General features: G+C 71.8%; 20 protein-coding genes and 2 pseudogenes. 10 read left to right on the forward strand and 12 right to left on the reverse strand.

Going from position 1 to position 21,470, the window contains the following annotated elements:
- The 4 genes and pseudogenes from GUI43_RS30470 to GUI43_RS30485 all read right to left on the reverse strand — a co-directional run.
- Positions 1 to 481: pseudogene (locus GUI43_RS30470) on the reverse strand (hypothetical protein); the annotation flags it as partial.
- A gap of 109 nt (positions 482 to 590) precedes the next feature.
- Positions 591 to 1,595, reverse strand: a complete 1,005-nt coding sequence (locus GUI43_RS30475; RefSeq protein WP_112601540.1) for a glycine betaine ABC transporter substrate-binding protein — start codon at positions 1,593 to 1,595, stop codon at positions 591 to 593.
- 200 nt (positions 1,596 to 1,795) lie between these two features.
- On the reverse strand, positions 1,796 to 2,536 hold the full coding sequence (locus GUI43_RS30480; RefSeq protein ID WP_112582864.1) for an ABC transporter permease: 741 nt from the start codon (positions 2,534 to 2,536) through the stop codon (positions 1,796 to 1,798).
- Positions 2,533 to 3,219, reverse strand: coding sequence for an ABC transporter permease (locus GUI43_RS30485; RefSeq protein WP_091403225.1), 687 nt, complete (start codon positions 3,217 to 3,219; stop codon positions 2,533 to 2,535). The genes GUI43_RS30480 and GUI43_RS30485 overlap by 4 nt, the downstream gene beginning before the upstream one ends.
- Positions 3,220 to 3,221: 2 nt before the next feature.
- On the opposite strand from GUI43_RS30485, the gene GUI43_RS30490 reads away from it, so the two are divergent.
- Entirely contained in the window at positions 3,222 to 4,226 is a 1,005-nt protein-coding gene (locus GUI43_RS30490; RefSeq protein ID WP_181549236.1) for an ABC transporter ATP-binding protein, read from the forward strand.
- 52 nt (positions 4,227 to 4,278) lie between these two features.
- On the opposite strand, the gene GUI43_RS30495 is transcribed toward GUI43_RS30490, so the two are convergent.
- The 7 genes from GUI43_RS30495 to folP all read right to left on the reverse strand — a co-directional run bounded on the left by GUI43_RS30495 (position 4,279) and on the right by folP (position 8,872).
- Entirely contained in the window at positions 4,279 to 4,710 is a 432-nt protein-coding gene (locus tag GUI43_RS30495) for a hypothetical protein (RefSeq protein ID WP_309251436.1), read from the reverse strand.
- A 125-nt stretch (positions 4,711 to 4,835) separates the two neighbouring features.
- Positions 4,836 to 5,144, reverse strand: coding sequence for a hypothetical protein (locus GUI43_RS30500; RefSeq protein WP_091403607.1), 309 nt, complete (start codon positions 5,142 to 5,144; stop codon positions 4,836 to 4,838).
- 53 nt (positions 5,145 to 5,197) lie between these two features.
- Positions 5,198 to 6,412 carry an ABC transporter permease gene (locus GUI43_RS30505; protein WP_112601539.1) on the reverse strand — a complete coding sequence of 405 codons (1,215 nt, stop codon included), beginning with the start codon at positions 6,410 to 6,412 and terminating at the stop codon, positions 5,198 to 5,200.
- A gap of 118 nt (positions 6,413 to 6,530) precedes the next feature.
- A complete protein-coding gene (locus GUI43_RS30510; RefSeq protein ID WP_112700333.1) occupies positions 6,531 to 7,067 on the reverse strand; it encodes a DUF3180 domain-containing protein in 537 nt (178 codons plus the stop codon).
- A 19-nt stretch (positions 7,068 to 7,086) separates the two neighbouring features.
- Positions 7,087 to 7,614: a 2-amino-4-hydroxy-6-hydroxymethyldihydropteridine diphosphokinase gene (gene folK / locus GUI43_RS30515; RefSeq protein WP_112601537.1), complete on the reverse strand. Its 528-nt coding sequence runs from the start codon at positions 7,612 to 7,614 to the stop codon at positions 7,087 to 7,089.
- Entirely contained in the window at positions 7,611 to 7,979 is a 369-nt protein-coding gene (folB, locus tag GUI43_RS30520) for a dihydroneopterin aldolase (protein WP_112601536.1), read from the reverse strand. The genes folK and folB overlap by 4 nt, the downstream gene beginning before the upstream one ends.
- Complete coding sequence (gene folP, locus GUI43_RS30525) at positions 7,976 to 8,872, reverse strand: dihydropteroate synthase (protein ID WP_112700334.1); 897 nt, start codon at positions 8,870 to 8,872, stop codon at positions 7,976 to 7,978. The genes folB and folP overlap by 4 nt, the downstream gene beginning before the upstream one ends.
- A 356-nt stretch (positions 8,873 to 9,228) precedes the next feature.
- Between folP and GUI43_RS30530 the strand changes: the two genes are divergently transcribed.
- The 7 genes from GUI43_RS30530 (at position 9,229) to GUI43_RS30560 (ending at position 17,714) form a co-directional block, all read left to right on the forward strand.
- A complete protein-coding gene (locus tag GUI43_RS30530; protein WP_030327982.1) occupies positions 9,229 to 9,543 on the forward strand; it encodes a hypothetical protein in 315 nt (104 codons plus the stop codon).
- A gap of 13 nt (positions 9,544 to 9,556) precedes the next feature.
- Positions 9,557 to 9,919 (forward strand): hypothetical protein, encoded by a 363-nt coding sequence (locus GUI43_RS30535; RefSeq protein ID WP_053654782.1) that lies wholly within the window; start codon positions 9,557 to 9,559, stop codon positions 9,917 to 9,919.
- Positions 9,920 to 9,989: 70 nt separating this feature from the next.
- A complete protein-coding gene (locus GUI43_RS30540) occupies positions 9,990 to 13,421 on the forward strand; it encodes an ATP-binding protein (RefSeq protein ID WP_112582858.1) in 3,432 nt (1,143 codons plus the stop codon).
- 1 nt (position 13,422) lies between these two features.
- Positions 13,423 to 15,372 carry an MFS transporter gene (locus GUI43_RS30545; RefSeq protein WP_112700335.1) on the forward strand — a complete coding sequence of 650 codons (1,950 nt, stop codon included), beginning with the start codon at positions 13,423 to 13,425 and terminating at the stop codon, positions 15,370 to 15,372.
- Positions 15,369 to 15,926 (forward strand): hypothetical protein, encoded by a 558-nt coding sequence (locus GUI43_RS30550; protein WP_112700336.1) that lies wholly within the window; start codon positions 15,369 to 15,371, stop codon positions 15,924 to 15,926. Before GUI43_RS30545 ends, GUI43_RS30550 begins: the two co-directional genes overlap by 4 nt.
- Positions 15,923 to 17,101, forward strand: coding sequence for a M23 family metallopeptidase (locus GUI43_RS30555; protein WP_112700337.1), 1,179 nt, complete (start codon positions 15,923 to 15,925; stop codon positions 17,099 to 17,101). Before GUI43_RS30550 ends, GUI43_RS30555 begins: the two co-directional genes overlap by 4 nt.
- A 13-nt stretch (positions 17,102 to 17,114) precedes the next feature.
- Entirely contained in the window at positions 17,115 to 17,714 is a 600-nt protein-coding gene (locus tag GUI43_RS30560) for a hypothetical protein (protein ID WP_112700338.1), read from the forward strand.
- A 3-nt stretch (positions 17,715 to 17,717) separates the two neighbouring features.
- Here GUI43_RS30560 and GUI43_RS30565 read toward each other — a convergent pair whose 3' ends face one another.
- A complete protein-coding gene (locus GUI43_RS30565) occupies positions 17,718 to 18,275 on the reverse strand; it encodes a hypothetical protein (protein WP_112700339.1) in 558 nt (185 codons plus the stop codon).
- Between the two features lie 195 nt (positions 18,276 to 18,470).
- Between GUI43_RS30565 and GUI43_RS30570 the strand changes: the two genes are divergently transcribed.
- Positions 18,471 to 21,032 carry an FtsK/SpoIIIE domain-containing protein gene (locus GUI43_RS30570; RefSeq protein WP_112700340.1) on the forward strand — a complete coding sequence of 854 codons (2,562 nt, stop codon included), beginning with the start codon at positions 18,471 to 18,473 and terminating at the stop codon, positions 21,030 to 21,032.
- A 154-nt stretch (positions 21,033 to 21,186) separates the two neighbouring features.
- Positions 21,187 to 21,470: pseudogene (locus tag GUI43_RS30575) on the forward strand (hypothetical protein); the annotation flags it as partial.

The raw sequence follows: 21,470 nt of genomic DNA on the forward strand, positions 1-21,470 counted from the left end.
CGCCCCGGTTACGGGCCACCGGCGTGTCGTCCACCGGCGGCTCGACGGCCACCCGCGCCCGTCCGGCGCCTGCCGGTTCGACGGCGGGGGCGGCACCGGCGAGGGCGGCACCGCTGGCGTCGAGACGGCGGCGCACCGCGGCGATCCCCTCCTGGGCCCGTTGCGCCTGGTCGAGCGCCTGGTTGCCGCGCTGGGCGGCGGCCACGATCTCGCTGCGCAGCTCCCGGCGCAGCTCCTCGATCTCGTTCAGCAACTCGTCGGCGCGCACCGAGTCGCCCTCGCCGTCGGGCCGCAACGCGATGGAGAGGCCGATCAGCACCACCGCGAGGATGGCGAGCACCGCAGCGAAACGCAGCGGGCCGTTGCCGTCAGCCACCAGCAGGATCAGCGCCGCCACCGGCGCGAGAGCGACGCCCGCCCAGAAGAGCATGGTCAGCAGCGATGGTTGACGCCGGGCTTCAGAGATGGCCGGGGCTGGCATGGATGTGCAGCCTACCCACGTTGACCATTGGAGGGAACGGGGTCCCCGGGACGCACGGACGCCCCCGCCCGGTCGGGGCGAGGGCGTCCTCAGCTCGTGCGGAAATGGCTCAGCTGGTGGCGAAGGCGCCATCCGAGGAGAAGATCAGACCCACGCTGATCGAACCGTCGCGCAGACCGCTCTTGGTCAGCGGCCCGCCCTGGTCCAGCGAGGAGAACTTGCCGAACGACAGCCCGTACGTCTTCTCCAGGCCCGGCTTGCAGAACGGACGCTGCTCACACTCCGGCGGGCCACCCAGCACTGTCGCGCTGCCGGAGCACTTCGCCGCCAGCTCGGAGAGGCTCCGCACGCCGTACTTGTCGGCGAAGGCCTGGGTCACCGCGAAGGCGTTCTGGTCCTGTGCGGCGGCCGGGGTGCCGAAGGTGATGCCGACCTTGTCGCCCTCGGCCTTGAGCGCGGTCACCGTCGTGTTGATGTCCGGCGAGGAGATCGGCGGCGGAGTGCCGCCCTTGGCCTTGGTGTTGAGGAACTCGGCCATGGTCGCCGCGTACTCCGGGACGACCTGGATCTCACCCTTCTCCAGAGCCGGCTCGTACAACTCGCGGTTGCCGATCTGCTGCACCTTGACCTGGTAGCCGGCGGCGGAGAGCGCGATCCGGTACAGCTCGCCCAGGATCTGACTCTCGGCGAAGTTGCCGGCACCCACCGTGATGTCACCGCCCGGGCCCTTGGCGATGCCCGCGGTGAGGTTGTTCGCGCTGGCGAACTCCTCGGCCGCCACCTTGGGGGTCTTGCGGTCCTCGTTGACGGCCTTGTTGAGCTGGATCAGCTTCGGGGTGTCGAGCGCGGCGGAGACCTTGTCCAGTGCGGCGATCAGCTGCGGGTTGGCCGCCTTGCTGTTGACCGCGGGAATGACGTTGTCGGAGTTCTGGAGCTTCTTGTCGTCCTGCAGAGCGATGAGCTGCTGGCCGGCGACCGGGGCGCACCCGGCGCCGGAGGCGCTGGTCTGGGGTGCGTCGGTGCCGGACGAGCCGGCGTCACCGCAGCCGGTGAGGAGTGCCGCCCCGGCGACGGCGCTGACCGCCCCGATCGCCAGACGTGTACGTGCGCGCATGTGCCCGCCTTCCGTGTCCCGGCGCGACCCGTCCCGGGCCGGCCGCGTGTCCGACGGGCGATCCTGACTGTCGGCCGCCCGCGAATGTCCACCCAACATGGTCCGGAACCGACCGACAACTTGGGATGGACTTCGTCACCCCATCGTCACCGATTTGACGGGCGTGGGTCGCCAGCTCGACGCGGGCTCACCCGGACGGGTCAGGCGCTCCCGGTCGCGTCGGCGGCCCGCGGCCGCCCGAGGCGCTGCCGCCCGCGCCGCAGCGGCTTGGGGGTGACCAGCCGTTCGACGCCGCCGAGGACCACCTCGGCCAACAGCGCGAGCCCGGCCACCAGCACACCGCCGGCGACGATCTGCCCTCCGCCGGCCGCGATACCGATACCGAAGCCGGTCCGGATGATCTGGCCCAGACCGCCGCCGTTGACGAAGGACGCCAGCGCCGCGGTCGCGATCACCTGGACCGCCGCGGTGCGGAAGCCGGCCGCCAGATAGGGCACCGCCAGCGGCAACTCCACCCGGCGCAGCAGCTGTGCGCTGGACAGGCCCATCCCCCGGGCCGCGTCGCGGGCCTCCGGGTCCACCTGCTTAACCCCGGTGTACGCGTTGGCCAGCAGCGGCGGCACGGCGAAGACAGCAAGTGCCACCACGACCGGTGTCTTCCCGAAGCCACTGGCGAAGACGACCGGCAGGATGGTCAGCAGCGCCAGGGTGGGGATGGCCAGGGTGGCGTTGGAGATCAGCACCACGAGGCCGCCACCTCGGCCGAGGTGCCCCAACCAGAGCCCGAGCGGCCAGGCCACCAGACAGCCGAGCGCCACCGCCAGGGCGGAGATCGTCAGGTGCTCGCCGAGCCGGTCCAGCATGCCGCCGGGGTTGGTCCAGTTCAGTGGGTCGTTGATCCAGGTGATCGCCTGCCCGATCGGGTTCGCCGCGACGGTCACCGTGCCCTCCGGGTGGACCAGGGAGTGACCAGTCGGGCGACCAGGATGAGCAACAGGTCGAGCACGACCGCGAGCGCCACGCAGAGCAGTGCTGCCGTCATGATCTCGGCCTTGTAGAGGTTGTTCTGGAAGCCCGCGAAGATCAACTGCCCGAGCCCGCCGTGCCCGACCAGCACCCCGACCGTGACCAACGCCACCGTCGAGACCGTCGCCAGCCGTACGCCGGTCACGATGCCCGGCAGCGCCAGCGGCAGGTCGATCCGGAACAGCCGCCTCCACCGGCCGTAACCCATGCCCTCGGCGGCCTCGCGAACCTCCGGGGGCACCTGGTTGAGACCGGCCACCACGTTGCGCACGATCAGCAGCAGCGCGTAAAGGACCAGCCCGACCAGCACCGTGGTCGCCCCGGTGCCCAGGTAGGGGGCGATGAACGCGAAGAGCGCCAACGACGGGATGGTGTAGACCACCCCGCTGACGGCGAGGATCGGACCGGCGAGCGGACGCACCCAGTACGCCAGCACGGACAAGGGCAGGGCGATCAGCACCGCGATCAACACCGCTCGGCCGGTGAGGGAGGCGTGTTCACGCACCGCGGCGAGGATCGTGTCAGAGTTGTCCCGCACGTACTGCCAGGAGAACCAGGGGTTACCCGGGTCGGCCCGGTAGCTCAGGCGGAAGGACATACGTGGACGTTACCCCGGAGGCTGCCAGCGTGGCCCAGTCCCCTCGCGCGGCGCCGATCGCGCTGCACGGCATCCAGAAGCGCTACCCGAACGGCACCGAAGCCGTCCGGGACCTCAGCCTGGACGTCCGGGCCGGCGAGCTGGTGGTGCTGATCGGCCCGTCCGGCTGCGGCAAGTCGACAGTGCTGCGGATGATCAATCGCCTGATCGAACCGACCGCCGGTCGCATCACGCTCGGCGACGAGGACGTCACGAACGTCGACCCGGTGCGACTGCGCCGTCGAATCGGGTACGTGATCCAGAACGTCGGTCTCTTTCCACACCAGACCGTGCGGGCCAACGTGGCCACCGTGCCGGGCCTGCTCCGCTGGCCCAAGGGCCAGACCCGGGCCCGGGTCGACGAGCTGCTCGACCTGGTCGGGTTGGACCCGGCGGAGTTCGGCGGTCGATACCCGCACGAGCTGTCGGGTGGCCAGCGGCAGCGGGTCGGGGTGGCCCGGGCGCTCGCCGCCGACCCGGTGGTGCTGTTGATGGATGAGCCGTTCTCGGCCGTCGACCCGATCGTCCGGGCCCGCCTCCAGGAGGAGTTCCTGCGCCTCCAGGCCGAGGTGCGCAAGACGATCGTGCTGGTCACCCACGACCTCGACGAGGCCGTCCGACTCGGTGACCGGATCGCGGTCCTCTCCGAGGGCGGTCACCTGGAGCAGTACGACACCCCGGCCGCACTGCTCGGCGCACCCGCCACCGCGTTCGTACGCGAGTTCGTCGGCGCCGACCGGGGCATTCGCCGGTTGGCGGTCACCCCGCTCGACCGGGAGGTGCTGGAGCCGGTGCCCGAGGACGCCGCACCGGACCTGCCCACCGTCGCTGTGGACGGCTCGGCGTACGACGCGTTGGCGGTCCTGCTCACATCGGGCCGGGACCGGCTCCTCGTGACCGACGCCGGTCGGCCGGTGGGCGCGCTCAGCCGACAGCGCCTCCTCGACCTCGGCCGCCCGAGCAGCTGAACCCCTGGCCGGGGCAGGCACGACCGCCGCGCCTGACCGCGCCTCGGCCGGGTCAGGCGCGACCGCCGAGACTGGCGATGCCGATGATCCACCCGGTGAGGAAGCCGTAACCGGCACCGGTGCTGGCGTCCTGCAGGGCCCCCAGCAGTGACGGTGCCGGGCCGAGCAGCGCCGCCAGCACGGCGGCCAGCCCGCCGGCGAGCACGTACGCGGCCCAGCCGGAGAAGAACTGACTGACCGGGCCGGGCACCCGGGCGACCTGCGCGGCGGGCAACAGGTAGAGCAGCGCCACCGCGAGGACCACCAGCAGCACAGCTCGCAGGTCGGCGGCGAACAACCCGCCGGCCTGCCCGTCCGCGTCGAGCCGCCAGGCCGGCCAGGCGAGCAGGCGCGCGTAGAACGCGCCGCCCGACTCCGGGTCGGTCAGGGTGGCGGCCCAGCCGGTGTACGCCGGACTGCCGCAGATCCCGACCAGCAGCAACACGGCGAGCGCGCCGGTGCCGGCGGCCGTGCCGTAGCGGCTGACCGGGCCGGAACGGTGGACGAGCGACGCGATCCGCCCAGGCCCCGAACCGGTGGCTCGGGCGGACCTGGGCTGCCCCGAGCGGCTCAGTGCTTCATCAGGTAGTCGATGAAGGCGGCGCGCAGCAGCGGCGCCGACTCCTCGTAGCCGTGACCGGTCAGCTCCCGCCACAGCGCGTTGGCCTCGTCGATCGTCGGGCCGATCGAGTTCGGGGCGCCGTCCAGCACCGTGGCCTCGTCCGCGTTCGGCAGGTGGCGCAGCACCGACCAGAAGAAGCCCACGTCCCGATGCTCCCGGGCCCGGGCGAACGCCCGCTCCCGCAGCTCCTCGGTGGACAGCGCGTCAAGCTCCTCGAACGAGGTTCCGCCCGGGGTGGCGGCAGGTGAGTCGGTCATGTCGCCGAGCCTAACGGTCGAGATCAGCTCCGGCTCGGCGGACGCGACGCGGCTCACCGCTCGTCGGTGTCCCACCGTCGCGGGCCGTCCTCCCACCGCGGATCCCGCCACGGGTCCATCGGTTGCGGCGCGGCCTGAGTCGGCAGCGTGGGAGGCCAGTTGTCGACGGACTGCGGCTGCGGCGTGGCCCAGCCCGAGCTGATCGTGCCGTCGCTGACCGGCTCGGGCCGGTCGGGGCTGCCCGGTCGGGGTCGCCCTAGCGTCTCCACCAGCCGGGTGGCCAGCAACCCGACGCCGAGCGCCGCTCCGCCGACCACCCAGTTGCTCAACGTCCATCCCCGCTCCGGCGCGTACACCTGGAAGACAGTGACCAGGCCGACCGCCAGCAGCGTGCCGAACACACCGCCCCGGCGGCCGTACGCGCTGGTGCCGGCGAGCAGGGCCACGCCGATGGCCAGCACCGTCCAGTCCAGCCCCGAGGTGGGCGTCACCGGCCCGGGGTCGTTGGCGGCGAGCAGCATGCCGGCCAGAGCGGCCAGCACCGTGGAGACGACCAACGCGACGGCGGTCACCACGGCGGCCACCACGCCCCGCCGACGGGCCGGGTCGATGATCGGCCGGTACCGGCCGACGAGCCGGCGGATCGCCCGGATCGCGCCGAACAGGCCACCCAGGACGGCCACCGCGGCGAAGCCGGCGAAGAGGTAACCGGCGCTGCTGGTGGGGTCGTAGTCGCCCTGCACCAGCACGGGCGCCGAACGGCGTTCGATGTACACCACCACGGCGGCGGCGCCGGCCAGGCTGGCGGCCCAGCCCGGCACGTGCAGCACCACCACGGCCAGCGCCAGCGCCAGCCCGCCCACCGCGGCGACCGCCATGGCCGAGCCGAGCGACGCCGGCAGGCCCCGGTCACCCTGCTCGGCGTAGTGCAGGGCGGCCGCCACCGCGATCGGGCCGACGGCCAGGTTCGGCGCGGCCGTCCGCAGGCTCAGCCCGGCGGCCAGCGCGAGCAACCCCAGCCCGACCGCGTCGATCAGCAGCGTGCGCAGGTTGCCGTCGCGCACCGCGGCCGGATCCTCCCGCCAGAGCAGCCAGCTCACGGCGGCCAGCCCGGCCAGCAGCAGCAGCTCCCACCACAGGTGCACGCCGATCCGATCACGGCCGGGCTCACCGTGGGTGGGGTCGTCGAAGACGCTCTCCAGTACGGCGGCCGGCACCCCAGACGCGGGTTCGGCCGACCGGTCCCGGCCCGCTTCTTCGTACCCCATGACGCCGCCTCCCCAGTGGCCGACCGTCCCAGTCCGGCGCACGGACGGACCCTGGGCGGCCCTTGCTCTCCGATCGCAGGCACCGTACCCGCGCCCGCAGCCGGGCGTAACCCCCTGCTCAGCGCTGGCCGGGGCGGCTCTCCCGAGAGTCCTGCTCGCGCTCGTCGTCCGGGCGTTCCGGCACCCGGCAGGAGCGCTCCAACCAGAGCGCGGCGCCGACCAGTGCCAGCGAGGCGAGCAGGCCTCCGCTGGCGGCCGGTCGATCGTCCAGGGCCGCGCGGGTGGTTTCCACGAAGAGCCAGCCGGTGAGCCCCGCGTAGAAGCCCGCAAAGATCGCGGCGGCCAGTGCCGACGCCTTGGCCAGCACCACGAAGCGGGCGACCAACAGCGGGTTGACCGGGTCTCGACCCGGCTTGCGCTCGATCCGGCCCCGGGTGTTGATCGCGGCGTACGCCTCCAGCACGGCGAGCCCGGCCAGCGTCACCACCGGCAGCCAGGGCAGCCGGGGAATGCCGCTGTAGTAAAGGCTGCTGATCAGCAGCCAGGCCACCGCCGCCGCACCCAGGCCGGCCACGACCAGGGTCGAAATCCGGGTGGGGCCCATCCGGGACCCGTCCGGGCCCGACCCGCCGGGTGGGGGCTTCGCCTGCGTCATGCCGGCCGGTTCCGCTCGGTCATGCCGTCGACTCTAACGCCAACTCCGGCCGGGGACGCAGTTCCAACGCCTCGTCGGCCGCGGGGCCGGTGGTCAGCAGGTCGGTCAGCCAGCCGTGACCGGGCAGCCGACCGTACGGCTGGATGTCGATCCACGGACGCAGCACGAAGGCGCGCAGGTGCGCCCGGGGGTGCGGCAGGGTCAGCTCCTCCTCGTCGCTGAGCACCGGCTCGTCGTCGTCGCCCCAGACCGCGATCACGTCCACGTCGAGGGTGCGCGGCCCGAACCGCCGCTGCGGGTCACGGACCCGGCCGGCCGCGCGCTCCGCGTCGCGGGCCCGCTCCAGCCAGTCGCGCGGGGTCGCGCTCTCGTCCTGCACGAGCACCACCGCGTTGAGGTACGCGGGCTGATCGGTGTCGCCCCACGGTGGAGTCTCGTACACCCCGGAGAGTACGAGCACCGCGTCGCCGAGGGTGGCGACGGCCGTGCGCAGGTGCTCCAGGCGGTCGCCCAGGTTGCTGCCGAGCGAGAGGACCGCCCGGGTCATCGCGTACGCGCCCGGGTCATGGTGACGGCCACGTCGGTGAAGGTGTGCGGCACCGGAGCCTCCGGCTTGTGCACGGTGATCGTCGCGGCGTCGACCCGATCGTCGGCCAGGCAGACCGCGAGGAGCCGGTCCGCCAGGGTCTCGATCAGGTTGACCGGCTCGCCGGTCACCACCGCGACCAGGCGCTCGGCCAGCTCGCCGTAGTGCACGGTGGCGGTGACGTCGTCGCTGGCCGCGGCCGGGCCGAGGTCCAGCTCCAGGACGGCGTCGACCACGAAGTCCTGCCCCTGTTCGCGTTCGAAGTCGTACACCCCGTGCCGGCCGCGCGCCCGCAGGCCGGTCAGCTGGATCCGGTCCGTCGTCATCGCCGTACCCCATGCTCGTGATCGTCTTGCGTTCGCTTTTCGGCGTGCGGCGGCACGGCCAGGCGAGGGCTGCCGGTCGCCGCCCAGACGGCGAGCGCGTCGGAGGTGGCCTGCACGTCGTGCACGCGTACGCCCCAGGCGCCCGCGGCGACCGCCAGCACGCTGGTGGCCACGGTGGCCGCCTCCCGCTGGGCGGTCGGTCGTGGCGTGCCGTCCGCACCGGCCAGCAACCCACCGAGGTACGACTTGCGGCTCGCCCCGAAGAGCAGCGGGTAGCCGAGATCCAGCAACTCCGACAGGCGGGCGCTGAGCTCCCAGTTGTGCGCGGCCGTCTTGGCGAAGCCGAGCCCGGGGTCGACGATGAGGCGGTCGGCTGCCACCCCGGCGGCCAGCGCCGTGTCGATCCGTTGGGCCAGCTCGGCCCGGACATCGGCCACCACGTCGGTGTAGGTGGCCAGCTCGCGCATGGCACGGGAGTGCCCACGCCAGTGCATCAGCACCCAGGGGCAGTGCGCGTCACGGACCACCCGGGCCATGTCCGGGTCGGCCAGGCCACCGGAGACGTCGTTGACCACCGCCGCGCCGGCGACCAGGGCAGCCTCCGCGACCCGCGCGCGGCTGGTGTCGACGCTGACCGCCACACCGGCGGCGGTCAGTTCGCGGATGACCGGCAACACCCGCTCGGCCTCGGTCGCGGCGTCGATCCGCTCGGCGCCCGGACGGGTCGACTCGCCACCGATGTCGACCAGGTGCGCACCGGCATCGCGTAGACGGACGCCGTGTCCGACGGCGGCGTCCAGGTCGGCGTACCGTCCGCCGTCGGAGAAGGAGTCCGGTGTGACGTTGAGGACGCCCATCACCACCGGGCCCGAAGCCCGCACCAGATCGGTCACGACTAGACGGTACCGGTCGCGGCGGCGGCGCCCAGCGACCCGGGTAGGCCGCGCATCACTGCCCCTGACGTGCCGATTGGAACAGATGTACGATCGGTCATCTGGGCAGTATCGGGCAGCCCCTTCGCGGCTTGTCGCAATCCGGGGCGGCCCGTACGCTTTGGAATTGGCCAGCATCGAGATGGCGAAGCTTGGAGGGAGGGCCGAAGCGGGGAAAATCCGCCCAAACCTCGCCACCCTCCGTGGTGAGTAACGAACACAGGGTCAAGAACGCCATGCCCTGTGGGGCACTTTTCCCGTCCGGCTTGCCTATTGCACCGCCGCGGCACCGCCGGCCGCGCTATGGGGAGGTTCCAGTGATCGCCTTCGAGCTCATGGAGACGGCGTCGTCCGGCGTCGCCCACGCGCTCTCCACCCTGGCGTCGGCTCCACTCGCGGAGCCGGCACCGAAGGGAATCGACACCAACAGTGTCGTCACCTTCTTCGCCAGCAAGATCGCGCCGATCCTGCTCGCCGTCCTGGGCGTCATCTTCATCGGCCGTGCCAGCCGAGGCGAGATCTCCAAGGTGCTGACCAGCTCCGCGATCGCCATCGTCGGGCTCGCCTTCATAGCGGGCGCGGCAACACTCTTCTTCGTCGGCGATTACCTGATCGACCTGATCTTCGAATAGGCGCGTTCACCAGATGCGGCTGCGCACCGACGACGACATCTACCGGGCCCGCCTGGTCTACCTCGGGCCGCCCGGTTACACCCTTCCGGTCCACCTGCCCTACGCCCAGTACGGGCTCTTCATGCTGCTGGTCCCCCTCTACATGTTCATCCACTGGCTGTTCACGTTGACGGTCGAGCTCTTCCCAGCCTGGGAGATCGCGCTCGCCATCGTGACCACGTCGTTCATCTTCCGGCACGTCGACCCCGATCGGCCGGCGCGGGTGGTCATCCGCACCGCGCTGACCGACTGGCGACGCACCCGGGAGCCGGCGGTCGAGCAGCGCGATCCGCGCCTGGTCGGCAGCCGGATCAGGATTAGGGAGGAGCTGGCATGACCGGACGTACGTCGAACGGTCCGTCGCAGGACGCGGGCAGGGGTCTGCCGACAGTCGCCGAGGCGATCGCATGAGCCGCTCCTCCACGCCGGGCTCCCCGGCCGGCCGCCCGGGCGCACCAGCCGGTCACCGTGCGCACTCATTCGACTACACCGAGGATGAGGACGAGGTTGCCCTCGACCCCGCGTTGGTGACGTCGCCCGGCCACGGTGCCGTCGGCGTGTTCCAGGCGCCCCGGCCGATTCCCCGCCGGACGCCACCGGCCGAGCCCACCGCCGTGTCGGCCGGCGAGAACGCCGACATCGACTCCCCCTTCCTGGACCTCTTCGGCGGCGGGGGACGACCCGCCTCGCCACGAGCCGTCACCGCCGGCCCGAGCACCCGCGAGCAGCCGGCGATCCCGCATCAGCCGCCACCCGCCGCCAGCCCGGCACCGGCCCGCGCGGTTCCCGAGCTCGAGCCACCGTGGACGCCGGCCGATCCGCCGGGCAACGGTGGCCGACCCGTCGAGCCACGACACGGAGGCGGCCACCCGGCCAGCGAGTCCCGGGTGCCGCACCAGGCCGGCGATCGACGGCCGATGCTGCGTCCGCCGGACGAGCCCGACCCGTCCACCGGCGGCGGGTCGCAGGCGACCGCGAGCCCCGTCCGCCGACCCGCCAGCACCGCGCCGGGCGGCCACCCCGCAGCGACGTCGCCGGCCCGACCGGCAGCTCAAGCGCCCCAGCCGACGGCCACGGCCGGCCGGTCCACGGCCACCTCGGAGCAGCCGGCCATGATCACGGCTGCGGATCGGCCAGCTCTCGAACGCGCGCCGCGCCGGGCCACCGACTCGGATCGGCCCAGGAGCACCGGCAAGGAGATCGCCGCACCCCGACAGCGCACGGCGAGCCGTCCGGACCGACCGATCAAGCCGACCAGGGTTCGCGCTCCAAAGATCAAATTCGGGGATCGGGATCCGTCTGTCGAACTGGCCATCACCGAGATCGCCGGCCACCTCACCTTCACTCCGAACACCGTCACCGCCTGGTACTGGCTGCCCGAGGTTCGCTGGGCGTTCCGGCCGGACGCCGAACGCGAGGCGCTGCTGTCGGCGATCTCCGAGCAGTACGCCGGCCTGGCCGGCTTCCGACTGCACCTGCGCCGCACCACCCGGCCGTTCCCCGCCGACGAGTGGGCGCGCACCATCGACACGCACACCTCGGCGCCGCTGCCCGACGTTCCCGGCACCACCGGCTGGGCCGACCACCTGGTCGCCGCCCAACGCCACCTGATGGCGGTCAACCACGCCGAGGGCCAGACCTACCTGGGTGTCACCTTCGCCAGGCGGTCCCTCGGCGACTCGCTCACCGAGCGGCTGCTGCGCACCTTCGGCCGGGGCACCGCCGATGGGGAACGCCGCAAGCTGGGTCGCACCGTGGAACAGTTCGACGAGGTGCTCGGGGCGTTCGGCATGCGCGGCCGGCGGGTCACCGCCCAGGAGCTGGAATGGCTGCTCTACCGCTCGGTGGCGCTCTGTATGTCGCCGCCGAGCACCCTCTCCCCCGTCACCGACGGGCGCTGGGAGCGCGGCGACCTGCTCGCCATGACCGAGCAGGTCGAGCGCTACCGCACCCCGTACGGCTCGACGGTCAAGCTGGTCAACCGGATGACCGGCGAGGAGCGGCACGTGGCAGTGCTCGCGGTAGGCCGGATGGAGCCACTGGAGATCCCGGAACGACACGAGCCCTGGCTGCACTTCCACGAGCGGCTGCCCTGGCCGATGGAAATCTCGACCCGCGTCGACATCCTCGGCTCCGGCGACTCCTTCCGCAATCTCGAACACCGGCTGCGGATGATCCGCTCGCAACAGCTCGACTACGCCGAACACGGCATCGACGCTCCCCCGGAGCTCGAGCGACTGGCCAAGCGCGCCCTGGTGATCGGCGACGAGATGACCACCGGCCTGCCGGTCGACTCGGCCCGTGCGCACGGCTGGCACCGGATCGCGGTCGGCGGCCGGACCAGGGAGGAATGCCTGGAGCGGGCCCGCCGGCTCATCCAGCTCTACTCCCGGGAACTGCGCATCTCGCTACAGCACCCGAAGAACCAGGACTGGCTGGCCCGCGAGTTCATCCCCGGCGAGCCGATCGCCAACACCGGCTACGTGCGTCGCATGCCGGTGCCGTTGCTCGCCGCCGCGCTCCCCCAGGCCGCATCCAACGTGGGCGACCGGCGGGGCGACCTGATCGGCCGGACCGCCGGCACCTGCCGCCGCCCGGTCTTCCTCGACCTGCACTTCCCCATGGAGGTCCGGGAACGCTCCGGGCTCGCGGTCTTCGTCGCCGAACCGGGCGGTGGCAAGTCGACCCTGCTCGGCGCCCTGGGCTACCTGGCCGCCCGCCGAGGTGTCCAGGTGACCCTGCTCGACCCATCCGGCCCCCTGGCCCGCCTCTGCTCGATGCCCGAGCTTCGGCCGTACTCCCGGGTGTTGAACCTGACCGGCTCGGAGCACGGCACCCTGGCGCCCTACTCGCTCATCCCGACGCCGCTTCGCTCCGAGTTCGGCACCGGGGCCGCCGGTGACCGGGAGTTCGAGATCGCCGTCTCCAACGCCCGAGCCGAGCGGCGGATGCTCGTCCAGGACATCTGCATGATGCTCGTCCCGCCGCAGGTGGCCAGGGAGGCGTCGACCGCCACCCTCTTCCGGCACGCCGTCCGCCAGGTCCCCGCCGAGGAGACCTCCACCCTGGACGACGTGGTGAGCTGCCTCGGGCGGCTCGACGACGACGCCGGCAAGGAACTGGCCAACCTCCTGCTGGACACCGCCGAGATGCCACTGGCCATGCTCTTCTTCGGCCGACCGCCGGAAGGCCTGCTCGGCGCCGACGCGGCACTCACCGTGATCACCATGGCCGGGCTACGGTTGCCCGACCTCAAGATCGAACGCGAGTACTGGTCAGCCGAGGAAGCACTGGCCCTGCCGATGCTGCACACCGCGCACCGGCTCGCCGTCCGGCGCTGCTACGGCGGCTCCATGTCATCCCGCAAACTCGTCGGCCTCGACGAGGCGCACTTCATGGAAGGCTGGCGGTCCGGGCGCTCCTTCCTGGTCCGACTCGCCCGCGACTCCCGCAAGTGGAACCTGGCCGCACTGGTCGCCTCCCAGAACCCCCGCGACATCCTCGGCCTCGACGTGCAGAACCTCGTCTCCACCGTCTTCGTCGGCCGCATCGCCGAGGACGCCGAGATCGCCTCCGAAGCGCTCCGGCTGCTCCGGGTGCCGGTCAACGACGGGTACGAGGCCACCCTCGCCTCACTCTCCGCCGCCGACACCAGCTCGTCCAGCCGGCTCGGCTTCCGCGAGTTCGTGATGCGCGACGTCGACGGCCGGGTGCAGAAGGTCCGAGTCGACGTCTCGTACGTCGAGGGGCTGCTGGACCACCTCGACACGACGCCCGCCGCGATCGCCGCAGCGGCCGGAGTCCTGCCGAGCATCCCCCTGCCGGATCTGGAGGCGTGACATGGCTAGGGCCTGGGCAAGGACTGCGTCGTTCCTGCTCGCCCTTGGCGTACTGGCCGGGGCCACCCTCACCTGGCCGTTGATCGGCGCGGAGGCCGCAGCCGCCGCACCGCCCACCGCCCAGGCCCGCGCCGACCTCTGCACGACCCCGGAATGGCAAGCCAACTTCCGCACCTGCGTGGGGAAGCTAGAAGCGGTCGCCGACGACCAGGTCACCTGCCGCAACGCACCGACCCCGGGTACGCCAGACTCCGGGCTCGCCGGCTGGTTCGCTGCCGCGCCCCCAACGGAGGCAGCGAATGGAGTAGCTGGCCGGTACAGCCTCTATGGCTACGGGGGCTACAGCTATAACACCTATGACATCGACGGTGGCTGCGCCTCAAGCGTGCTCCATCCGGACTACAAGTTCACCACAACGATCGCCAATGGCGAGTTCATGGCCGCCACGGCAATCATCGGCGCATCAAATGCCCTCAGAGAGCGCGCCTGGGACCCCGGTTCGATGTGGGGATGGGCTGACCCGCTTGTCGAGCAGGCGACCAAGGCCGTGTACCAGAAGGTGTTCAGCGTCTTCGGCATCGTCACCCTGTGCGTGGTGGGACTCTACCTACTTTGGCGGTCCCGCCAGTCAGACATGAGCAACGCGATGACCACCGCGGGCTGGGCACTGCTGGTGATGATCGCGGTCACGGCGCTGGCCGCTTGGCCGGTCAAGTCAGCGAACATCGCTGACGGTGCACTCGTCACCAGCCTCGGAGTGGTGCATGACGCCGTTGGGCCGCAAGCGAAGGAACCGGACCCAGGACGGTGCATCGATCCTGAACGCTGCAAGGACCTTCGAACCCCTGCCGTCCGAGCTAGCGACACCGCTACCGAGACAATGCTGTATCGGAATTGGCTCCGCGGAGTGCTTGGCTCGGCCGACAGTGAGACCGCTCGTAAGTACGGTCCGGCACTGTACGACGCGAAGGCACTTTCCTGGGAGGAGGCCGCGAAGCTACGCGCCAACCCGGCCACTCGGCCAGCGACGATCAAGGCGAAGCAGCAGCAGTGGGCGCGGGTGGCCCAGCAGATCAAGACCGAGGATCCAGAGGCGTACGAATACCTCCAGGGTGTACGCGATATGGACCGGGTCGGCGCAGGATTCATCGCGGTGCTCGCGGCCCTACTCTTTGCGATGTTCGACCTGACCGCGTCGCTACTGGTCCTACTGGGCTTCCTGATCTTCCGGTGGGCGGTGATCGCGGCACCCATCCTGGGCACCATCGGTCTACTGCGACCGGCCAGCGCCGGCCTGCGGCGGTTGGCGAACGCCGTGGTCGCCGCGCTGTTCAACATCGCTATCTTCGGCACCGGGGCAGCCATCTATCTGTTCGCCGTCGACCTGATCATGAGTACCCCCACCATGCCGGGTTGGCTTCAGGTGGTGCTGGTCTGGCTCTGCGGGGTGGTCGGATGGCTGCTGCTGCGGCCGTACCGACGGATCACGCAACTCGGTGGCAAGGACAGCAGCGAAGCGGTCAGTTCAGCCGGGTCCTGGCACCGCCGGTTCTTCCGAGACATGCGGACCGCCGCTCGGCTGGACGTAGCCGAGCCGGGTGGCACCGCTGAGCCGGTGGGCGGACGTCAACGGTCGCCCGACGCAACGCAGACCCGGCTACGTCCGGAGGCGCGGCGGGAGGACCCGGCTCCGGTGCCGACAGCTGTGGCCGAGGGCCGGCGCGCAGACGCGGTGCGCCCCGATGGTCGAGAGCGGCCCGAAGAGGCGCCTGCGGAGGAGGGCAGGGGTCGGAGGCGCCCAACCGCCCCGCAGCCCCGACGCCGACAGCCAGCGACCTGGACCGAGCCGGATGTTCCGGCTGAGAACCCGTCGTTCGTGGTCTACCGCCCGGGCTCCACCGAGCGTGTACCGGATCGCACCGGACCTCGGGTGCGCTCAGAGGCGAGGTGACGGTCATGCGACGGGCGTTGGAATTCCTCTTCACTCGGGCGCTGCGGTCCCGCTTGGGCGTTGCGCTCCTGATCGGAGTGGTGGTCGTTGCTGTGCTCGGGGCAGCCAGGCTGATCTCCAATCCGGGCGATTCAGCCGATGGGTTGAGCAGCCGCCCGGATGGGCCGATCGTCACCGTGGACCCGACGGCCGGCGACGACGGTCTACTCAACAGCGCGGCCCCGCCGTCACCCGTCACGTCGCCCGGCGCCCGCACGCCCGAACAGACCGCTGAACGCTTCGCCAAGGCCTGGCTGGGCCGTCCCGGGATGACCGCCGAAGAGTGGCAGGCTGGTCTGCGGCCACTTTCCACGCCGGCGCTGAGGGAGAAGTTGACCGGCGCCGAACCCGAGAGCGTGCCCGCCGAGAAGGTTACCGGTCCTCCAACCATGCGAGAGCGGACCGAGACGTTCGTCGAGTTGCTGCTTCCCCTTGATACCGGCGGGCTCCGGTTGGAGCTGGTCACCGCCGACGGTGGTTGGCTGGTCGACGTTCTGGACTGGGAGCGGCCATGAGCGACGTTGGTAACGCCGGAACCCGCCGCGGGCCCCTCCGACTCGGTGTGATCGCCGCGGTGCTCACCGGGATGCTGCTTCTGCTCTGCTGCACCGGCGGCACCGCGGCGTTCTTCCTCACCGGGCTCGGAGGCGACGACGCCGAGAACGGCGACACCATGGCAGGCATGGAGTGCGGGCCGGTCCGAGCGGTCAACATCGCGGGCAAGCTGCCGCGATTTGCCCAGTACGGCGACACCCAGGTCCGCAATGCCGCGATCATCATCAAGGTCGGCCAGGACATGGGCGTACCCTCGCGAGGTTGGGTGGTCGCCCTCGCCACCGCGATGCAGGAGTCCGCCCTACGCAACCTGGCGAACAGCGGCGTACCCGAGTCCCTGGCCCTGCCGCACGAGGGTGTTGGCGCGGACCACGACTCGCTGGGCCTGTTCCAGCAGCGGCCGGGGTGGGGCACTGTCGCCCAGCGGTTGAACCCCGCGTACGCGGCTCGCAAGTTCTACGAGAAGCTCGTCAAGGTGGAGAGTTGGCAACGCCGACCGCTCACCGCGGTCGCGCAGCGGGTGCAGGTCAGCGCATACCCGGACGCGTACGCCAAACACGAAGAGCTAGCCAGCCGGATCGTGGACGCCCTGGCCGGCGGCGCGGCCCGCACCGTCGAGATCAACGGCAAGGCGGTGTGCAACGCGGCCGAGCGCGGCCAGATCGCCGCTTCCGGCTGGACCGCCCCGATCCCCGGCGGAGTCGGCTCCGGTTTCCGCACCGCCAGCCGACCCAGCCACAACGGAGTCGACATCGGCGCGGCCAAGGGCACCGAGATCCGCGCGGCGGCGACCGGTCGAGTGTTGGTCTCAACCTGCGACGAGGACCACCGCGGTCGACAGGACTGCAACGTGGACGGCTTTCCCGGCAAGGGGGGCTGCGGCTGGTTCGTCGACCTGCTGCACGCCGGTGGCTACATCACCCGGTACTGCCACATGGTGGTCCAGCCCTTCGTCAAGAAGGATCAGATCGTGACGGCCGGTCAGGTGATCGGCAAGGTCGGCAGCAGTGGCAACTCCTCCGGCCCGCATCTGCATTTCGAGGTGCACCTGCGTAACAACCGCAACGCGTCTGGCGCGGTGAACCCGGTCCCGTTCATGCGCGAGCGGGGTGCCCCGCTGCGCGCCGCTGAATGAGGCCATTGCGGTCATGACCGGACCATTGCCCGACCCGTTCGCCGACCAGCCCGACTGGGCACCGCAACCGCCGAGACCGCTGGCCATCGTCCCCGCGACGGAGCGGGTCGAGCTACGCGGACGGCGGGTGCTGGTCGGGCTGCCCGGGATGGGTTGGCGCGGGGACCTGCGCGCGGACGACCGGGTGGTGCAGAGCGCCCGGACCTACGTGCCGGTGATCCCCGAGCACGAGTGGTACCGGGCGGAAGCCGACCAGGTCGAGGTCTTCGCGCCGCTGGTGCCGGTGGAACGGGTCTGGGTGGAGACCGTCGGCAGCCAACCGGAGGTGGACGGCGCACGTGACAGCGGTATCCGGTTGGTCTCGCTGGACGGCCCGGCCCACCGCACCCCCACACCGGTCTTCGAAGCGGACGCGGTCACTGGTCGGCGGGTGGTGCACGTCGAGGGCGGCCTGGAGCACCGTGACCTTCGAGCGGTCACCGAGACCTACTCGGGCGCCGAGGGGGACATCTGCGTGCGAGTCACACCCGAGGTGGAGTGGTACCGCTGGGCCTGGCGCGGCCAGTCACCCACCACGTTGGAGGTTCCGGTTCACCTTTTATGGATTGAGTGAGGATCAACCTAGCTTCAGGCCGCCACAAACGCGCCAGCCCTCCTGCTTCACGACGTCGAACCGCCAGTTGTCTGTCAAACTTTGTGGCACACCATCCACGGTGGCACTGCGGCGGATTACCGTCACAACGGAGGCGGTATCACCATGGGAATCGACCTCAAGGCTGCCCCAGCTAACGAGAATAGTGACGCCGAGTTGTTGCTCCCGCTCAAGTAGATCGGTCCGCAGAGCGCGTAACGCCTCCAACTGCGACCCGCTCTCGCAGGTGAAGAGGTCGGCTCTTGTGTCATTGCGATCCACGAGGAACGCGCGCAGATAGTTGTCCACGACCACGTCGGGTGCGCTGCGGTCGGGCGTCGAGGCGCGGGTGTACCACACGTAGGCCGTAGCGACTCCGCCGAGGCAGAGCAGGGCGAGCACGCCAGCGACGACAGTGAGCACCGTCCGCATCCGGCGGCGTGGCGGCTGCGGTGCCGGCGGTGCCGGGGCGGGCGGCAGCTGCTCCGACGGTGTCCGCTGGGCCGGTACGCGGGAGACCTGGGAACCGGCGGGGGGCTGCACTGATTCCACCTCCTGAAGTTATCGGCTGGACGCCCCGGAGCCAATGCCTCAGATCCAGCGGATCGTGACGGACCCCTCCCCACCGGTGAGATCCGCGACAACACCGGCGCAGCGCCGAGGCACCTCCCGGAGGAGCACCGTCGGCTGGGATACCGTCTCTGCTTGGGGAGGGGTTGCCAACCTCGGGTAGAGGGGGTGGACGCGGTGGCCGGTCCGAAGGCTCGCACGAACCGCGCCGCAGCCCTGCACCGTCGGGCGGCGGCCGTCGCGACCGCGGCCGCCGGAATCCTGGACGAGACGCGGCCGGCTCCGGCCGATCAGCGTCGCCAGTACGAGGTGGCCGATCGGCTACGGACGGCTGCGACCCTGCTGGCGCCGGGCTGGTCGGGCGCGGCACTGGACTCGCTCACCGTGGACTCGGCGGCCGGTGATGGCCCGCCGCCGTTCGTTCGGGTCGGTACCGCGGCGCCGTTGGACGACGCTCGTTTCCCCGCGTTGGTTCCGCTTGTCGGCACCGGTCACCTCAGCGTGGACGCTGACGCGCGGGAGCCGCGGGTTGCGGGGTTGCTCCGGGCCGTACTTTTGCGGTTGTTGGGTGCGGCACCGGCGGGTGCCCTGCTGATTCGCGCGGTGGATGCCACCGGAGCGGTGCTGACGCCGTTCGGGGCACTCGCGGATGCTGGCCTGTTACCGCCGCCGGCGGTGGACGTGGCGGGTCTGCGCGCGGTACTGACCGAGGCGGAGCAGTGGGTGACGCCGGGGGCGAGTGGGCGACGCCGTCACGATCGGACGCTGTTGCTGGTGGTGGCCGCGCTGCCGGAGTCGACCGGCCCGACCGATCTGGCGCGCATCGAGACGTTGGCCGAGCAGGGCCCGGCCGCTGGGCTGCACCTGGTGGTGGCGGGTTGGCCGCCCGCCGGCCCGTACTCGGCCCGGGCGCCGCTGCCGCACACCACTTCGCTGGTGCTGCGGAATGCGTACGCGCTGCTCGGCGATCCGCCGGGGGCGTCGTTCGCCGGGCCGGGCGCCGATCCGCCGGGTGGTCTGAACTCGCCGGTCTTTGTCGAGTCGGACCCGCCGGCCGAGCTGGTCGACGCGGTCTGTCGGCGGCTCGCCGAGCAGGTGGAGGCGGGTTCCCGGTTGGCGTTGGGTGCTCTGCTGCCGCCGACGGGTGAGCGACTGTGGGAATCGGACTCGGCCGAAGGGCTGACCACGACCGTCGGCGATGCCGGGGGCCGGTCGGTGCCGCTGGGCTTCACCGAGTTGACCCCGCACTGGCTGGTGAGTGGCCGGTCCGCAGCGGGCCGGGCGGCGTTCCTGACCACCGCGCTGCTCGGCCTGGCTGCCCGGTACGGCCCGGACGACCTGGCGTTCTACCTGGCGGATCTGGGCGACGGCGAGTCCTTCGTGGAGTTTTTGCAGACCGAGCGGGACCGGTCGTGGGTTCCGCAGGTGCGCGCGGCCGCGATGGCCGCCGACCGGGAGTACGTCCGGGATCTGCTGGACGAGTTGACGGCCGAGGTCCAGCGCCGCACGGAGGCGGGCGCTCGGGCCGGGGGGCAACGCTTCGCGGAGCTGCGTCAGCACCAGCCGCTGCCGCGGATCGTCTGTGTGGTGGACAATGTGCCGCTGCTCTTCGCCGAGCGGGACCGGCTGGCCGCCGAGGTGGCCGCCCAGTTGGACGGGCTGGCCCGGGCGGGTCGGGCGTACGGCGTGCACCTGGTCCTGGCGGGCGCGGGCGAGTTGGGGCTGAGTGCGCGCGCGGATGCTGGTCATCGGGATTCGGTGCTCGGCCAGTTTCCGGTACGGGTGGCGTTGCCGGGTGGCAGTCCGGTGTTGGAGCCGACGAACGACTCGGCGGCCGGTCTGCCGGTGGGCAGCGCGGTGGTGAACACGGCCGGCGGGCTCGGCGGCCCACGGGGTGCGATCCGGGGTCACGAACGGTTGATCCGTCACCCGGACCCGCAGGACCATCCGGAGGCCGTGGAGGAGCTGCGGCACGAGTTGTGGGCGGCCCGTCCGGCCGGGTCGGTGCCGCCGGTGGTCTTCGCGGGTTACGCCCGGCCGCTGCTGGGCAACGATCCGCGTCACCGGGCGGCCCTGGCGGGACAGGCACACGGACCGGCGGCTCTGCTGGGCCGGGCGGTGGACGTGGCCCGCTCGACGGTCGCGGTGCCGCTGGGTCCGGCGGCCGGACGCAACCTCGCGGTGTTGGGCTCGGGCACCGCGGCGGGCGGCCTGTTGGCGACGGCGGCGCGGAGCACGTCGGCTCACCACGCACCGGGCAGTGCCCGCTTCCTGGTGGCGGCACCGGATCCGGGCGCCCGGGCCCTGGCGGAGGCGTTGACCGCCGATCTGGCGACCCGGCATTCGGCCCAGTTGGTGGATCTGCCAACGCTGCTCGCGGACGCGGCCGACGACCTGCCGACGTACCTGGTGGTCTTCGGGCTGGACCGGCCGGGTCCTCGGGAGCTGCCGGTGGACCGGCTGCGGTCGCTCCTACGGGACGGGCCGCCGGCGGGACGGCATCTGCTGGGCTGGTGGCGTGCGGTGCCGCCGTTCGCCGCGTTGTTCGAGCCGGCGGGCGAGGTCGACAAGCTGGCGGCGGTGGCCGTGCTGGATGTGCCGGTCGCGCAGCTCACAGCGGTCTTCGGTCGGCCGGTCGAGTGGCAGGTGCGCCCCGACCGGGCGGTGCTCTGGGACGGCCCGGACGAGCGGGGCACCGTCCTGGTGCCGTTCGCCGACGAGGCCGGCTGATCAGGTGGCGCGCGTGGAGGGTGTCGAGGTGGATCCGATCGCGACGGTGACCGGGCCGGGGCGGCAGCGGGCAGCTACGGCAACCAGGGACGCCACGCCGCGGGCGGTCGATCCCAGCACGGCCTGGACGGAGTATCTTGCGGCCGCCCGCCAGCTGGACGGGGTACGCCGGGGCGCGGCTGCCGCCGCCGGTGAGCAGGCCCGGTCGGCGGAGGCCGCCCGGGAGGAGTTGACTGTGGTCCGTACCGGGCTGGCGAGTCAGCAGGAACGGCTGCGCGAGTTGGGTGTACTGGCGATCTCCCTGGTGCCGTCACCGCCGGAGCTGACCGAGGCGGCCCGGTCGATGGCGGGTGGCCCGGCGGCCGTCTTGGCGGCCCTGCGGGCCGCGCGTGGCTGGGCGGAGGCGGCGGACGCGGCGCTGGCCGCGCGCCGCCGGTT

The sequence above is a fragment of the Micromonospora noduli genome, from assembly GCF_003264365.1.
In the GTDB taxonomy this organism is placed as follows: Bacteria; Actinomycetota; Actinomycetes; order Mycobacteriales; family Micromonosporaceae; genus Micromonospora; species Micromonospora noduli.

What these genes read in the sequence shown, in the direction of transcription:
- folB (WP_112601536.1), bottom strand. Translation starts at nt 7,979, where the DNA reads ATGACGACGGACCGGATCCAGCTGACCGGCCTGCGGGCGCGCGGCCGG.
- GUI43_RS30485 (WP_091403225.1), bottom strand. Translation starts at nt 3,219, where the DNA reads ATGTCCTTCCGCCTGAGCTACCGGGCCGACCCGGGTAACCCCTGGTTC.
- GUI43_RS30505 (WP_112601539.1), bottom strand. Translation starts at nt 6,412, where the DNA reads ATGGGGTACGAAGAAGCGGGCCGGGACCGGTCGGCCGAACCCGCGTCT.
- GUI43_RS30540 (WP_112582858.1), top strand. Translation starts at nt 9,990, where the DNA reads ATGAGCCGCTCCTCCACGCCGGGCTCCCCGGCCGGCCGCCCGGGCGCA.
- GUI43_RS30555 (WP_112700337.1), top strand. Translation starts at nt 15,923, where the DNA reads ATGAGCGACGTTGGTAACGCCGGAACCCGCCGCGGGCCCCTCCGACTC.
- GUI43_RS30510 (WP_112700333.1), bottom strand. Translation starts at nt 7,067, where the DNA reads ATGACGCAGGCGAAGCCCCCACCCGGCGGGTCGGGCCCGGACGGGTCC.
- folK (WP_112601537.1), bottom strand. Translation starts at nt 7,614, where the DNA reads ATGACCCGGGCGGTCCTCTCGCTCGGCAGCAACCTGGGCGACCGCCTG.
- GUI43_RS30535 (WP_053654782.1), top strand. Translation starts at nt 9,557, where the DNA reads ATGCGGCTGCGCACCGACGACGACATCTACCGGGCCCGCCTGGTCTAC.
- GUI43_RS30560 (WP_112700338.1), top strand. Translation starts at nt 17,115, where the DNA reads ATGACCGGACCATTGCCCGACCCGTTCGCCGACCAGCCCGACTGGGCA.
- GUI43_RS30475 (WP_112601540.1), bottom strand. Translation starts at nt 1,595, where the DNA reads ATGCGCGCACGTACACGTCTGGCGATCGGGGCGGTCAGCGCCGTCGCC.
- GUI43_RS30500 (WP_091403607.1), bottom strand. Translation starts at nt 5,144, where the DNA reads ATGACCGACTCACCTGCCGCCACCCCGGGCGGAACCTCGTTCGAGGAG.
- GUI43_RS30545 (WP_112700335.1), top strand. Translation starts at nt 13,423, where the DNA reads ATGGCTAGGGCCTGGGCAAGGACTGCGTCGTTCCTGCTCGCCCTTGGC.